This is a genomic window from Wohlfahrtiimonas sp. XWW7, from assembly GCF_056716055.1.
In genome coordinates this window covers 1,199,694-1,216,311 of the sequence record NZ_CP168032.1, presented here as the reverse complement: position 1 = coordinate 1,216,311, position 16,618 = coordinate 1,199,694, and the positions used below count along the sequence as shown (strand labels likewise).

Sequence of the window (16,618 nt, the reverse complement as noted above, 5' to 3'; positions counted from 1 at the left end):
TTTACATCAATTTTTGAATGCTAATTCGACCTTTATATAATTGCAATTTAGGTCTTTCTTCACCAACACAATCCAATTGACCAACAATATCACCTGAACATTCGTAACCTAAATTATCTGGGTCAGTTGTATATGTACTGTCATCTTTGCCTATAATACTTGCAACTTCCTCTTCTAAGCCTCTGTCCAACTGGCTGAGATCCGTTGAACTATTACCTTCAGGATCACTCACAATATCATCACCAGTAATTCCTCCTGGCGCTGTATTAGTTGTGCCTTGATTCATAATGCCTTTTTTCCCAGAAGAACCACCTGTTTTAATATTAAATGATAATAGTTTTCCAAATGCTGCATCAGCTAAACATGGATCATAGATATTACTGACTGAATAAGATAAATCTCTTTCATAAATTCCCCAAGTTGCAAATACAACAGCATCTATTCTGGCATCATATTTAGGATTTTGTACCACTCTTTCACCCGAATTAGAACCATCTGCCAATAAACGCATGCGCCAACCATATTTTCCAGCATCTGCCCCAGAACCTGAAACCTTTGGTGTTTCTATATCTAAAATGTATTTATTTTCAGAAAGATAATCAATATTGGAACCATCCTTATAGTTCACTTTACCGACTTTCAAATGATTTTTAGATAATAACGGGGTTAAGATCTTTCCTGTCTGCAATAGATTTGTCACTGTTGCAGTTGAATCCACAGATGTTTGATTATGATCGATGATGTTGTAAACACTATGCTCGACTAATGAATTTTTCCCTCGGTCCAATTCTTGACTCGCCGCGATTCCAGTCCCAAATGAAATGTTGTATAAACCTGTCGATTTATTTTTCACAACCAAAGGTTTAACAGATATAGCAGATTGACCAGGATTATTAGGCGATGTAGAAGCTCTAAATAAAGCTGTCACCTTTACGACATCTTTATTTGTGAAATCTTGACCATTAAAATCTATTTTGTACAAAGTCCCTGAATAATCCCCAACGTAAATGCGATCTAAAATCTGGCCATTGCCTGTTGGATCATTACGAACGATAATTGAAGGCGTCGATGCACCGCCACCATTGTGACTTAAAATAATCTCTTGGAGCTTTTCACCTGTATAAGCGTCAATAAAGTACAACACCGATTTATCTACACCAAAACCATTACCAAAAATAGCAATCGCCTGTCCTCTCTGATTACTACCCTGTGCAATGAGTCGATTAAAAAACTCAAAGCCAGAATATGTATAGCCTAAATTTTCAAACCCTTTAGTTCTATATTGTTCAGGCCCTTCATTAGTGATCTCAAATAATGGCAGTACTTTATCAATGGTATTTGTCACATTAGGTGTTGGAGCGGCTGAATTATCAACAGATTTCTGAGTTGCAGCATAAACTCTATAGCCAACCAATCCTTTACCTCCGCTGCCCATCGCTGTTAAGCCGATGGTTGCATAAATATCACCAACGGTTTGCTGATACACTTTAGCATCTGTCAAATTCGTTTTACCTTCAATGACCAACGTCGCTTCTCTGTTATCTTTAGCAATTTCATCGAGTCGATGAGCTAGTAATTGTGGAAAATATGCCGTATTACGCTCACCTGCTCTTTCACCATTGGTTAATCCGCGTTGTGCATTGATAAAGCTAATAAAACCATCGTTATCAGTGACGATCAATAAATTCGCAGGTTGATGTTTTGCTTTATATTTTAAATAGTTAATTAACTCTTTACTTAAATTGCGAGACATTTTATCTTTAACAACATTAATATTTAATACATCTTTACTGACCAAAGCAATATTAGAGTTTGTAATGCTACCCATTGGCTGCAATCGTCCTCTTAACTGATTAGGATGTGTTGTTTTTTCAAAATCCACTAGCCAATCGATATAGCTTTTATCAAATTTCACACCATAGTTCGTTGCATCAAAAATATGACTAAATTGCTTATTAACACTCCCATCTGTTAAATAAGTAAATTTAGTACCATTATTCCCTTTACCTGAGTCAATAAACGTTAAATAACGTCCCTGATTAGATTTAATGGTTGTATTTGTATTCCACAATTCTAATGTTGAAACCACTGGCAATTTCTTTTTACTACCCGTGACTTCTTTATATTCACTAATGTAGGGAACGACAGCACGAATATTACCAATGCGCTGCCTAAAATTATAAGTTGTATCATAACGGATTGTCCCAACCGTTGATAAGTCAATATTTCCACCTGAAATCACAGGACGACCTTCTAAAACATCAGCATTATTTCGATCATTGGTTGCTAAAGTACTACTAGTACTTCTTATGATGGATGAAAAAATTGTATCAAAAGCCAACATTAAATCTTCTGCATTACCATCACCTTTAGCAAAACCTAGATTCATCCCCTTTGTGGGACTTGTCATATCTGTATAAATACTTGATTTCGGATCAACGAATAAACTCACACTATGAGTAAAAATTGGCATAGGAATGGATAGTACATCACTCCAACTTTTTCCAGCATCATCTTTTTCTTTTTCCACCCATCGCCCATCTTTTATGATGGGTTTATGCACTTTTCGTAAATCTACTTTTGATGTTAACTCCCCCATTTTTCTACCTGTAGTATTCGCGGTAACAGATTGATTCACATCATTAACATATAAATCTTTATTGGAAGGCCAAGACGTACTCATGCCATCATTTTTACCAATTCCCCAAACTTTATAATCATTGGGTTGTCCATCTGTCATCACTATTAAGTGATTTTGCTGGCAACGATAGCGCAAAGGTGTTGGATGTTGCACATATGGATAATAGCAAGCGGCGCCTTTACACTCTTTTTTAACAACTGGAAATTGAGTAAATCTTTCATTAACACCATATGCAGTGACTGGCTGGCCTCTAAACATCTTAATAGCCTCGTAAACAGCTGGGTACATAGGAGTATTACCTGGTGAATTTTTGATCAATTTAGATACAGGATCAATCGCTTTAGACTTAAATGCTTGATCAGATAAACCTGAATAATCATCTATAGGCAGCCTGATTAAGCCATTACCCTTAGTTTTGCTGCCATCATCATTGACCTGCCAAAGAAATGAAACGCCCAAATAAGCCTTATCCCTATATTTATACATGACTGATTTAAAAGCATAATCTAAAGCTTCTGTACGCGTTACATCTGCACATTCCATAATTCTTGGAGGTTTTTTCTTACCACCAATGAGTCCATTTTGTGCTTTGCTATCATCCCATGGAACATAACGCCCCGTTTGAAATGGATCGTATTCCCCTAACAATTTTCGATCATTATGCCATGTCCAAGTTTGTCTTTTACAGGTGGGGGAACCAAAACTATAAGCGTGCTCAGGCATGATTGTATCTTTGGCCTTCATGGATGCTGAATCATCAAAAAGCATATGAATATTTGGCTTTGCTTGAGGTGTACTGAATACAGGTGATGTTGATGGAGCAAATGAATTGGCGATAGAAACAGATGTTATGCTTATAGAAGAAACCAATACAGCAAGCACTTTTATAGATAATTTATAATTTTTCATATGACTTACACTTTATTTGAGATTTTCTGATTATTCTATGAAATACAAACCCTTTCCATACAAATGGAATATATATTTAACACTAAATAACACAATAAAACAAATAAACTACAATTATAATTTTTAATTTACAAAAAATCCCGCATAAAGCGGGACCTTTTCATAAATTCATTGATCAATAATATGCGTTAATTTTTTTGAAATCTATACGTCCTTTTTGTAGCGGTGCTTTCTTTTCAATGATTTCTGATTCAACACATTCTGGTCGACCAAAAATATCGCCTATACAATGCAAATTGGGCTGTTCATCATTAGATGTATAGCTACTATCATCTTCTCCGATAATTTCTGTCAATTCATCCTCTAAATTTGGATCTAACTCATTTAAATCGGTCATACTATTGCCTTCAGGATCTTCCAAGATACCATCTCCCGTCAAGCCGCCTTCAGCTGTTCCAGTTGACCCTTGATTATAAATCCCCCCTTTACCAGATGACTTACCTGTTTTAGCATCAAACGATAATACCTTACCAAATGCAGAATCAGATAAACATGGGTCATACAGATCACCAACAACATATCCTGTATCTCTTTCCTTAATTCCCCATGTAACAAAGACAATATTATTACCTGCTGAATCATATTTGGCATTTTGAATCGTACGTTCACCCGATTTATTGCCATCAGCCACTAAACGCATTGCCCATCCATTACGATTAGCATTTTGATTACTAGAATCAGGGGCTGTAATGACTAAATCATGTTTTTCCTCAGAGTAATAATCAATATTAGAACCATCTGCATAATTCACTTTACCAACATTCAAATCATTAATCGTCAATAAAGGCGTTAAAACTGTGGATGATTTCGTCAACAAGCTGACAGTCTCTGTTGAAGAGCCAGATGTATTATTATGATCAGTCACATTATAAATACTATGCTCCACCAAAGAGTTATCACCACGATCTAATCGATGACTTGTCGCATTCCCTGTACCAAATGCTACGCTGTATAAACCTGTCGATTTATTCTTAGTCACTAATGGCTTCACTGAGATTGCAGACTGCCCTTCATTATTTGGCTGAGTTGATGCCTTAAATAAGGCCGTTACAGTTGCCCCACCGTCATCAAAATCTTTCCCGTTGAAGTCAATCTTGTACATCGAACCAGAATAGTCACCAACATAAATACGATCAAGCGCCTGACCATCACTTGAGGCACGCACAACAATGGATGGTGTCGCGGCACCACCACCTTTATGGCTTAGAACAATCTCATGTAATTTTTCGCCAGTATACGCATCAATAAAATACAAAATAGATTTATCTACACCAAAGCCATTACCAAATACAGCAACTGCACGAGGTTTACCATTATTAATTTGATTAAACACCTCAAAATTAGAATATGTATAACCTAAATCTTTAAAACCAGAAGTTCTATATTTTTCAGGGCCTTCATTAGTAATTTCAAATAATGGTGTGATTGCTTTTAACTCATCATTACCTGACGCATTTAAGTTTTCTGTCGCACCATATATTCGGTATCCCACAACACCTTTACCACCACTGCCCATAGACGTTAAACCAATAGTTGCGTATATATTCTTCTTATCTTTTTGATGAACTTTCACATCTGATAATTTAGTTTTACCTTCTAGAACTAATGTCGCAGGACGATTTTCACCTGAAATTTCCGCTAAACGATGCGCCAATAATTGAGGAAAATAAGCAGTATTTCTTGCACCTGCTTTCTCATTTCCACTTAAACCACGTTGTGCATTTACAAAATTAACAAAACCATCATTATCAGAAACAATTAAATAGTTTGCGGGTTGATTTTTTACCTTATATTTTAAATATTCAACCAATTCCTCAGCCAAAGATCTATTCATCTTATCTTTAGAAATATTGATATTTAACACATCTTTATTTGCCAACACCAAGTCAGAATTGGTAACACTTCCCATTGGGCGTAAACGTGATCTTAAGCCATGACCACCATCGTACTGCCCACCGCTTGTCAACCATGATATATACTCATCATTAAATTTTTCACCATATCTATCTTCATCATGGATAGCTTTAAACTGTTTCTTAACATCAGGATCAGATAAATGTGTTAACTTCCCATTATTAGATGCCAAAAATGTTACATAATTACCCTGTTCAGGTTTAATAGTATCGTCAGTATTCCATAATTCCATGACATCAATCATAGGTTTTTGCTCACCATCAACCGTGACATATTCAGAAATATAAGGGACCATTGCACGAATATTACCCTTTTGTTGGTTAAAATTATAAGTCGTATCATAACGAATCGTACCAACTTTAGATAAATCCACCCCATTAGAATCCTCTGGCTTTCCTTCTAGCACCTCTGAATTCTTTCTATCGTTAGTAGACATTGTGCTACTTGTGCTTCTAATGATAGAAGAAAATATCGTATCAAAGGCTAGTAATAGATCTTCCGCATTACCTTGATCTTTAGCAAAGCCTAAATTCATTCCACCCGTTGGCTCAGTCATATCTAGATATACTCGAGATAGAGGATCCACAAACAAACTGACACTATGTGTAATGATTGGCATGGCAGATGATAATTCATCAGTCCATGATTTACCTGCATCATCTAATTCTTTTTCCACCCATTGCCCATTTTTATAAATAGGTTTATACCCATAACGCAAATCTGCCTTTGCAGTTATTTGACCGATTTGCTTTCCTGTCAAATATCTAGTTGTATCACTAACCTTGACACCATTAACCAACATGGGTGAGACATTATAGATAGGTAATATAAAAGCAGATTCTATACCATCATCAGGATCTAATCCCCATAGATTATGAGTGTTCGGCTCCCCATCTGTCATAATAACTAAATGTGTTTGCTGGCAACGATAACGCAACGGTGTTTCGAATAACTTGTATTCATAATAATCCTTACCATTACTATCCTGTTTCAGATGCTTATGTGGCTGTCCCCACAGATATCCCTCAAAATTCACACCAAATATTGTGACAGGCTGCCCCCTAAGCATTTTGATAGCTTCATAGACAGCTGGATATAAAGGAGTACTACCTGGAGATTTTTGAATTAACCTTGAAATCGGTGTAATAACCTGATCCTCAAATGCCTGACTAGGTAACTTAGAATAATCTTTTAATGGTAAACGAATCAGACTATCATCTTCATCTCCAACATTACCATTATTCACTTGCCATAATACTGAAATGCCTAAATAAGCCGCTTCCTTATATTTACGTAAAAGCGTCTGAACGGCATGATCTAAAGCAACATTACGTGCTACATATGCACAATTCATTATTCTCGGTGGTTTTTTTTGGCTATTAATCAAACCACCATTAGCCTTACTATTATCCCACGGTAGATATCTACCATCTTGAAAAGGGTCATATTCATTGTTTTGCTTGCGCTCTTCATGCCATGCTTGATCTTGCAGTCCAGGTTCACAAGCTGGTTGCCCGAATCCAAAAAAATGCTCCGGAGCCATAACATCAACCTCTTTCATAGATCCTGAATCATCCAACATCATATGAATATTTGGCCTTGCCTGAGGCGTACTGAAAATAGGCGTTGTAGATGGCTCAAATGAATTTGCATTAGCAAAAGCCATAGTGCTTATGGAAGTTGCTAGAAACAATAATTTTTTTGTCGATATTTTTTGATATTTCATAGTATTACTCACGCAATTATTAGAGATTTATTAATTAATCATACCGTATTTAAACATTTTAACTTAATAATGCTCTATACACAGAAAATTACTAGTGATGATTTTATGTGATTGTTATTTCAAGCTCTAATGAATATTTTTATTGGAACAATAATGATCTTTATTAATAACCATTTAAAAACAATTGATTATTAATTTTTTCATACAAAAATACACTGCAAGCACTATTCGTATAGATATGTTAATTTATGAAAAGCTGACAATAATCAAAAAAAAATCCCACGCGATCATGCGTAGGATTTTATACTTCAAATGATAAAAATGCTATTACACTTCTACCAAAGAACCTTCATCTGGTCTATCAATTTCTAATAAATCAACCTCACCACTTAATAACACTTCATCAAATGCTTCTTTATCAATGTTACATTTCAAGAAGTTAGCAATTAAGTACATATCTTTTTCAGCATTACCCAAGCATGATGTACCACCTGGCGATGGTGTCATGTTAAATACAATGCCTGTTCCTGGATTGATTTTCGCTTCACCCATGATCAATTTACGTTGATTTTTATCAATCACTTGTGGACGAATACCACCAAATCCATCTGCAAACTTAACATCATTGATTTCTAATGAAGGGATAATCTTTTTCATCTCTTTTAAGAAAAGACGCTCACGTACATAAGGAATTTCATACAAGAAATTTGTCAATGTATAGTTACGAATATCCTTCACTTTCATCAACTTCCAAAGTGCAGACATTGTACTAGGCGCAAAACTGAAAACTTTCCAGAAATCTGCAAATGTTTTCAAATTACGACGCTCTAATACAGGCAAAGCAATCGCTGTTGGTCCAAAACGTGTTTTACCAGGCACAGCAATATCAGGATCACCATGCACAGCTGCAAATGGTAAATTAGGGTTTTGAACTGTGTAAACCTTACCATTCAATACTTCTGGAGTGAAATAATACGAACCACCCATTGGTAAACATGCTAAATCCAAACCATAACCCATTTTATGAGCAAATAGTAATGAATGACCACATGCAGATACAACAACATATTTAGCCTCTACAACGCCCACTTTTGGATTCGCTGTATGTACTTGGAACACATCGCCAACTTTTTTAATATCAGTCACTTTCGTGGACATCATGATGTCACAATCAGCTTCACGATTATCCGCGGCTTTCTTCGCTTCTTTGACAAAAGATTCTGATAATGCACGGTAATTACATGCTACATATTCATCTAATGCACCCAATGCAAAGATCTCTTCATCTTCAGGACGACCTTCAACAATCTTTGGCTCAATCGCACGAATACCTTCACGATCTAATGCTTTTAAATTTGGGAAAAGGGATTTAAATTCTTCAAAGCGTTCTCTTAAGCCATCACACTCTTCCTTACCCACACCTAAAACCATTTTTGGGTATTTAGCCACAATGCCACTGCGATCTTCTTCTGCCAACTTAGTTACATAGTTAACAATCATGTTACCTGTACGTTTTGTCGCTTTTGCTTTTTCGTACGTGTAATTTGTTTCAATATCGCCTTTATGAATTGTTTGGCTATTATTGAAGCTCTGTGAGTTGACAGAAGCAATTGCATCATATTGTTCCATCAAACCTATCGTTTTTAGGTCCGTAAAACGTGACAATTGATATAAAAGCGACGTACCAGAAACGCCACCACCTATGATTAATACATCAAATTTTTTCATATCCCCATTCCATTCAGAGTTGACTCGACAACCTTTCATATAATACTTGAACCATATTTTTTCTCAAAAGAAATTTAATAATCATGACGAATGAAAAGTTGTCAATAAGTAGTCAATTATCTAAGCTACTTTCCAATACAGAAGCTTGAGAATATTTCACCCAATAATTCATCTGTTGTGAATCGGCCCGTAATGAGACCAATATCATCCTGCGCTAAACGGATTTCTTCCGCCACAAGATCAATGCTATGGCCTTCTTGTAACAAGTTTCTAGCTACATTTAAATGCTCTAAACTTTCTCTCAATGCGACTAAATGGCGCTCTCTTGCACTGAACATACCTTGGCTTGGTTGAAATTGTACAGCTTCTACAATCGCATCTTTCAATAACTCAATGCCATCTGCACGCTTAGCGGATAACATGATTGTATCTTCAACGCGACCAACTTCTGTACCTGTTAAATCGATCTTGTTTCGGATATGTAGTATTGGTGCATTTAATGATTCTAGAAGCAAATCCTGTTCCACGTTTTGATCTTGATCGTCATGTATCCATAAGATCAAATCTGCTTTTTTCATCGCTTCACGCGTTCTACGGATGCCTTCTTGCTCTATAATATCCTGAGTTTCACGCAAACCCGCTGTATCAATGATGTGCAATGGTAAACCATGAATGATGATGCTCTCTTTTAATGTGTCACGCGTTGTACCTGCAATATCCGTAACAATTGCGCTCTCTTCACCAGATAATGCATTCAAAATACTGGATTTACCTGCATTAGGCTTACCCGCCAACACAACGGTTAAACCATCTGTTAATAACTTACCTTGATTAGCATTTTGTAATAATTTTTGAATATCTGCCTCAACAGCATTTAAACGTGCCATCACATTGCCATCCGAGATGAAATCAATGTCCTCTTCGCTGAAATCTATAGATGCCTCTACAAATACACGCAGATGAATCAATGCTTCGCTGATAGAACTAGTTTGTGTAGAAAACTGCCCTGATAACGAGTTCATTGCGGCTTTTGCTTGTGCTTCACTTTGGCTCATGATGAGATCGTGGATCGCTTCAGCCTGCACCAAATCCAATTTACCATTTAAAAATGCACGCTCAGTAAATTCGCCTGCCTTAGCTGGTTCCACGCCCAACTCATAAACACGCTTAAGAACACGATTTAAGACAACTAAGCCACCGTGACCTTGCAATTCCACAGAATCTTCACCCGTGAAAGAATTCGGCCCTTTAAAGTAGATTGCAATCCCTTCATCCATCACTTCATCTTCGCCATTATAAAATTGCGTGAATGTTGCATGGCGTGCCGCTAAAGACTCTTTTTGACAAATTTTTAAAGCAATCTCATAGCTTTGTGGCCCAGATATACGAATTATACCAACACCACCAATAGAAATACCTGAAGCAATCGCTGCAATGGTTGTCTCTTTCATGATTCCCTCATATAAAAAATCTCCTACAACGTTCACCATTATAGGAGATTTCATGTCAAATAAACTAAAAACTATACCTTAAAACAATACTCCTTGCCGTAGGCAAGGAGTATCATAAACAAAGATTCAATATAATTATGCTTTTGCTTTCTTTTCTGCAGCTGCGATACGACGATTAATTAACCACTGCTGTAGGATTGTTAACAAGTTGTTCACGATCCAGTATAAAACGATACCTGATGCAAACCACAAGAACATGAAACCGAATACTAAAGGCATGAATTTCATGATTTTAGCTTGCATTGGATCTGGTGGCGGTGGATTAAACATTTGTTGAACAAACATTGTCGCACACATAATGATCGGTAAAACGAAGTAAGGATCCATAATCGCCAAGTCGTGAATCCATAAAATCCATGGCGCTTGACGCAATTGAACACTTTCTTGCAACATCCAGAACAATGCAATAAAGATTGGGATCTGGATCAACATTGGCCAACAACCACCCATTGGGTTCACTTTCTCTTTACGATAAAGCGCTAAAGTTTCCTGACCAATCTTTTGTCTGTCACTACCATACAACTCTTTTAAGCGCTGCATTTCTGGTGCCAAATGGCGCATTTTTGCCATTGAGCGATAACCTTTTTCTGAGAAAGGATATAAAAGTAATTTAACCGCAAATGTTAACAATACAATTGACCAACCCCAGTTACCCACGATGCCATGGAAAAATTCTAGTACCCATAACATCAGTGCAGAAATAGGACTGAACCAGCCATAATCCAAAGTTAACTCCAGCTTCGCATTACCTTTTTCTTGTTCGCCTTTTCCATTCACATAAGTATATTCACCAGCATTGACTAAATCTTGTTTAATCTTAGGACCAATGTATAACTTATTTGCAAAGCTATGTGTAGCACCAGGTTGTACTGTTACACCTTGTGTATCATTCAAAAGAACAAAAGCCGCACCATTAATGTTAGGATCTTTTGCAACTTTTACAGCTGTTGGTCGATCATTCAAAGATAACCATGCAGACGTAAAGTACTGCTGAATCATCGCACCCCAACCTTGCGTTCCATTGACAACAACACCTTCATTGCTTGTCTTATCAAATGGCACTTTTGTATAAGCTTCTTCACCCATTGAGAATACAGGGCCTGTATAACTGGAAGCACCCATCAAATGCCCACTGATCATAGGATCTTTTTGAACTAATGCAACATAACTACCACCAACCCAAGGCATCGATGAATGATTGGTAATTGTCTGTTCAAAACCAACGTCATAACGACCTTTAGTGAAAGTATACGTTTTAGTCAATACTGAGCCTGTTGTTGCATCAGTATAAGTTAATGGCACAACTAAAGATTCTTGGCCATCAACTAATTGATAACTCGCCTCAGATGCAACAAAAGGGCCAACTTCATGAGAGAAATTTGCCTGCTGATTATCTTTAGGGCCCGCTAAACCCGTTTGGCTAACAAATAAACGATTATTACTTGAAGATAACAATTCAAATGGCTGATCTTTCGCTTCCAAGCTTTCAGAATATTTCAACAATTCAACGCTGATGATATCACCACCCATTGGTGATAATTCGACAGATAGAACATCCGTCGTCACTGTAATTGTTTTAGTTGCATCAATTTGTGTTGATCCCACGCTACTTGGCATATTAGATGTACCAATTGTTGGCACAGAGCTATTTGCTGTAGTGGAAGAAGTTGCAGAAACTTGTGCAGTTTCTGTCGTCTGAGGCACTGGGGGTAAATTTGCCGTTTGCCATTTACTAAAAATCATAAAGGCAAGCAACCCAAAGACTGCCCAGAGTATTAATCGATTATTTTGCATAGTAATATCTTTAAACTCAAAAATTAACAAAAATGCTTCTACGGAACAGGATCTTCACCACCATCGCAAAAAGGATGACAACGAATTAAACGCCTGAATGTCAGCCAACAACCTTTAATGGCACCATACTTACGAATGGCCTCAATAGAATAATTTGAGCACGAAGGCGTAAAGCGGCATTGCTGCCCAACCCACGGACTCAAAAAGAGTTGATACATTTTAATTAAGCCAATTAAAATCGTCTTCACAACTTTTCTATTTTCTCCCAATGTTGTTTCAATGATTGATGTAACAGCTCACGATTATCTAAGGAAACGTTCCCTTTGACAAGCACTACTATGTCATACCCTATCAATTTTTCCTGATTTAATCTAAAAGACTCACGCACAATGCGCTTTACAAGATTTCGATCATGTGCTCTTTTTAAATTTTTCTTAGCAATGGCAAGACCGAGTCTAGCTTGCATTGGCACCATTTGCTTTTTCACCAAAATTGTAAAAAAACGATCTGACAATCGTGAGGGTTTGTCAAAAACATTACCAAAATCTTTTGACGTTAATAAACGCTGTTCTCTCGTAAAACTGTATTGCATCAAGATTATCTCTCTAAAATGTAAAAAGGCGCTTTAATAGCGCCTTTTTAGCAATAATCAAATGATTATGCAGACAATCTAGCACGACCGCGAGCGCGACGGCGGTTTAATACTTTACGGCCATTTTTAGTTGCCATACGTGCACGGAAACCGTGGTCACGTGCTCTTTTGATTACGCTTGGTTGAAATGTACGTTTCATAATGAATCCTTAAATATATTCTTTAACGCAAAAAATAAACGAAAATTTTATCTTTTTATAAGAAAAAGTCAAGTTATAGTTTTGCTTCGCTTCGTAAAACTTCAGCTTTATCCGTTTTTTCCCAACTAAATGCCGTTGCTTTTGTCTCTACATTATCAGAGTTTTGATAAGTAATTTCGTATGGATCACGACCAAAGTGACCATAAGCAGCCGTTGGCTGATAAATTGGGTGCAACATATCCAACATTGTCGTAATTGCATAAGGACGTAAGTCAAAATGCGCACGCACTAAACGCTCGATTTCTGCTTCTGGAATTTTGTTTGTGCCAAAAGTTGTGATGGAGATAGATGTTGGTTCTGCAACACCAATTGCGTAAGAAACCTGAATTTCACATTTATCCGCCAATCCTGCTGCAACGATATTTTTTGCAACATAACGACCAGCATAAGCTGCTGAACGATCAACTTTTGATGGATCTTTACCTGAGAAAGCACCGCCGCCATGACGAGCCATCCCACCGTATGTATCCACGATGATTTTACGACCAGTTAAACCACAGTCACCGACTGGACCACCGATCACGAAGTTACCTGTTGGGTTGATATGGAATTTAGTGTTTTCTGTAATCCACTCTTTAGGAATCACATGCTTAATGATCAACTCCATCACAGCTTCTTTTAAATCCTTTTGAGAAACATCAGGATTATGCTGAGTGGATAGAACGATTGCATCAATACCTTGGATTTTGCCATCATTGTCATACGCAAATGTAATTTGGCTCTTTGCATCTGGTCTTAACCATGGCAACAAGCCTGATTTACGCACTTCTGATTGACGCTCTACTAAGCGATGCGCATATGTAATCGGTGCTGGCATTAAAACATCAGTTTCATTCGATGCATAACCAAACATTAAACCTTGGTCACCTGCACCTTGATCTTCTGGCTTAGAACGATCAACACCTTGAGCAATATCTACGCTCTGTTTACCAATCATATTAATGATTGCACAAGTCGCCCCATCAAAACCCACATCTGAAGAGTTATAACCAATGCCAGTGATAACATTACGCACTAAGTCCTCTAGATCCACCCAAGCACTTGTTGTAATTTCACCTGCAATGATTGCAGCACCTGTTTTAACCAATGTTTCACACGCAACGCGCGCATGACGATCTTTCTCGATAATTGCATCCAAAACTGCATCTGAAATTTGATCGGCAATTTTATCTGGATGTCCTTCTGACACAGATTCTGATGTAAATAAATAGCTCATATTGAATTCTCTCAAAGAAATGGTGAGTCCGAGGATTTTTCATCCTAAGACAATACATATTGTACTCTTGTATTCGAAACGTGATAGCCACCGAATACAACCCATATAACAAAAAAGTCCATCCTGTAACTGATGGACTTCGCTATTTTATCAACTCTACAGTAAGAATCTAGGATTATTTTACTTCAACTAAGCCTTTTGTGATTGCACGATTCAATGCAGAGATCACAGCATCAATGGATGCTCTTGCTGTATTTGCATGAATTGCAACGCCAAATAATGTTTTTGCTTCCACTTGCATCTCCACAAATGCAACCGCTTCTGCTTTTGATCCTTGGCTTCTTGCATGCTCGTGATAGCTCACAACATCCACATTAATATTTAAAGTTGTATTCAAGGCATTCACCAATGCTGCAATGGGACCGTTGCCTTGTCCTTTGGCTGCATATTTTTGTGTTGGCGTATGAATTGCCACAGTGATCTCTGTGTGACCACTTTCATCTTCCACAATATTGATTGGCTGCTCAATAGAAACAGAGCCCTTGGTTAAGAATTCACGGTTAAATAAATCAAAGATCATCGGCGATGTTACTTCAATGCCTTTTGTATCTGCTTCATTCTGTACAACACGGCTGAATTCGATCTGTAATCGGCGCGGCATATTAATGCCATGATCTTCTTCCAACAAGTATGCTATGCCGCCTTTGCCTGATTGACTATTCACACGAATCACGGCTTCATAAGAACGACCAACATCGATTGGATCAATCGGCAAATATGGTACTTTCCACATTTGATCAGGATGATTTTTAATGTCAGATAAGCCTTTACGAATCGCATCTTGGTGCGAGCCAGAGAATGCTGTAAATACTAACTCACCTGCATAAGGATGACGAGGATGCACTTTGATCGCTGTACAATATTCCACTTCACGCACAACTTTATTGATTTGTGAGAAATTCAATTTTGGATCTAAACCTTGCGTGTACATATTCAATGCCATTGTGATTAAATCCACATTACCTGTGCGCTCACCATGACCAAATAAACAGCCTTCGACACGATCACCGCCCGCCATTAATCCCAATTCTGTTGCTGCCACAGCACAACCACGATCATTGTGCGTATGCAAGCTCACAATTACGCTATCACGACAACTGATGTTGCGGCAGAAATATTCGATTTGATCCGCATAAACATTTGGCGTTGCCACTTCTACGGTTGCAGGCAAGTTGAAAATCACTGGTTTTTCTGGCGTTGGTTTGACCACTTCCACGACCGCTTCACAGACTTCGACGGCAAATTCCATTTCAGTATCTGTAAAAATTTCTGGTGAATATTCAAATGTCCAATCTGTTTCAGGGTATTTCTTCGCCTCTTCAACCGCTAAGTTCATACCAAATACAGCCAATGCTTTCACTTCTTCTTTTGTTTTATTGAACACAACACGGCGGAATGTTGGTGATGTTGCGTTATAGATATGCACAATTGCTTGTTTACAGCCTTTCAATGCTTCAAATGTACGCACCACTAAATCTTCACGAGATTGCGTCAATACTTGGATTGTCACATCTTCAGGAATACGATTTTCTTCGATCAAGCGGCGCACAAATGTAAATTCAGTATCCGAAGCTGATGGGAAAGCCACCTCAATTTCTTTAAAGCCACATTCGATCAACAAATCAAACATTCTTAATTTTTGCTCAATATTCATTGGCTCGATCAAAGCCTGATTACCATCACGCAAATCTGATGATAACCAACGTGGCGCTTTATCAATCACTTGATCTGGCCAAGTACGATCTTTCAATTTCAATGGTGGAAATGCTTGATATTTATTTTCTGGATTCTGAATCATGATGTTTTCCTCTATTCCCTGCTGAATTAAATTTTTATGTTTCAAATATATGTTAATGCACTGATTATTTTTAAATGATCATCGCAGCAATAGCGCATAACGCCACACAAACCAGCGCTTATGATTGCGATTCAACATACATTTTTTGGAATTTTGGTGATTGTGTGCAATAAACATAAAAAATCTCTTCTCGTTTCTTATTCAAATAATTTCTGTGCCCCAAGCACAGCGAAGGCTGCAATCTTTGCGATTACAGCAGAATAAGTCGTAGTAGAGATTTGTTCATTACATTCGTTTTCATACGAATTAACATAGATAGATTTTATACATTCGTCAAGCAGAAAAAATATATTTATTATCTTTGATAAAAGATTCACATTGGATCAATTTTTCATACAACCTGTGATAA

10 protein-coding genes are annotated in these 16,618 nt (G+C 37.3%); all 10 read right to left on the bottom strand.

The window, feature by feature from the left end; translation table 11 throughout:
• Nucleotide 1: 1 nt before the first annotated feature.
• The gene (locus tag ACA100_RS05825) at nt 2–3,550 is read right to left on the bottom strand and encodes a pilus assembly protein (protein WP_481079026.1); all 3,549 of its coding nucleotides are present in this window, start codon (nt 3,548–3,550) and stop codon (nt 2–4) included.
• Nucleotides 3,551–3,725: 175 nt separating this feature from the next.
• Entirely contained in the window at nt 3,726–7,250 is a 3,525-nt protein-coding gene (locus ACA100_RS05820) for a pilus assembly protein (RefSeq protein WP_481079025.1), read from the bottom strand.
• Nucleotides 7,251–7,577: 327 nt separating this feature from the next.
• Complete coding sequence (locus tag ACA100_RS05815) at nt 7,578–8,978, bottom strand: FAD-dependent oxidoreductase (RefSeq protein ID WP_481079024.1); 1,401 nt, start codon at nt 8,976–8,978, stop codon at nt 7,578–7,580.
• A gap of 125 nt (nt 8,979–9,103) precedes the next feature.
• Nucleotides 9,104–10,432 carry a tRNA uridine-5-carboxymethylaminomethyl(34) synthesis GTPase MnmE gene (gene mnmE / locus ACA100_RS05810; RefSeq protein WP_481079107.1) on the bottom strand — a complete coding sequence of 443 codons (1,329 nt, stop codon included), beginning with the start codon at nt 10,430–10,432 and terminating at the stop codon, nt 9,104–9,106.
• Between the two features lie 132 nt (nt 10,433–10,564).
• Nucleotides 10,565–12,283 carry a membrane protein insertase YidC gene (yidC, locus tag ACA100_RS05805; protein ID WP_481079023.1) on the bottom strand — a complete coding sequence of 573 codons (1,719 nt, stop codon included), beginning with the start codon at nt 12,281–12,283 and terminating at the stop codon, nt 10,565–10,567.
• Nucleotides 12,284–12,321: 38 nt separating this feature from the next.
• Nucleotides 12,322–12,531, bottom strand: a complete 210-nt coding sequence (gene yidD / locus ACA100_RS05800; RefSeq protein ID WP_481079022.1) for a membrane protein insertion efficiency factor YidD — start codon at nt 12,529–12,531, stop codon at nt 12,322–12,324.
• The gene (gene rnpA, locus ACA100_RS05795; protein WP_481079021.1) at nt 12,528–12,878 is read right to left on the bottom strand and encodes a ribonuclease P protein component; all 351 of its coding nucleotides are present in this window, start codon (nt 12,876–12,878) and stop codon (nt 12,528–12,530) included. Before rnpA ends, yidD begins: the two co-directional genes overlap by 4 nt.
• A gap of 62 nt (nt 12,879–12,940) precedes the next feature.
• Entirely contained in the window at nt 12,941–13,075 is a 135-nt protein-coding gene (rpmH, locus tag ACA100_RS05790; protein ID WP_481079020.1) for a 50S ribosomal protein L34, read from the bottom strand.
• A gap of 73 nt (nt 13,076–13,148) precedes the next feature.
• A complete protein-coding gene (metK, locus tag ACA100_RS05785; protein WP_481079019.1) occupies nt 13,149–14,351 on the bottom strand; it encodes a methionine adenosyltransferase in 1,203 nt (400 codons plus the stop codon).
• A gap of 175 nt (nt 14,352–14,526) precedes the next feature.
• On the bottom strand, nt 14,527–16,209 hold the full coding sequence (leuA, locus tag ACA100_RS05780; protein ID WP_481079018.1) for a 2-isopropylmalate synthase: 1,683 nt from the start codon (nt 16,207–16,209) through the stop codon (nt 14,527–14,529).
• Between the last annotated feature and the right edge of the window lie 409 nt (nt 16,210–16,618).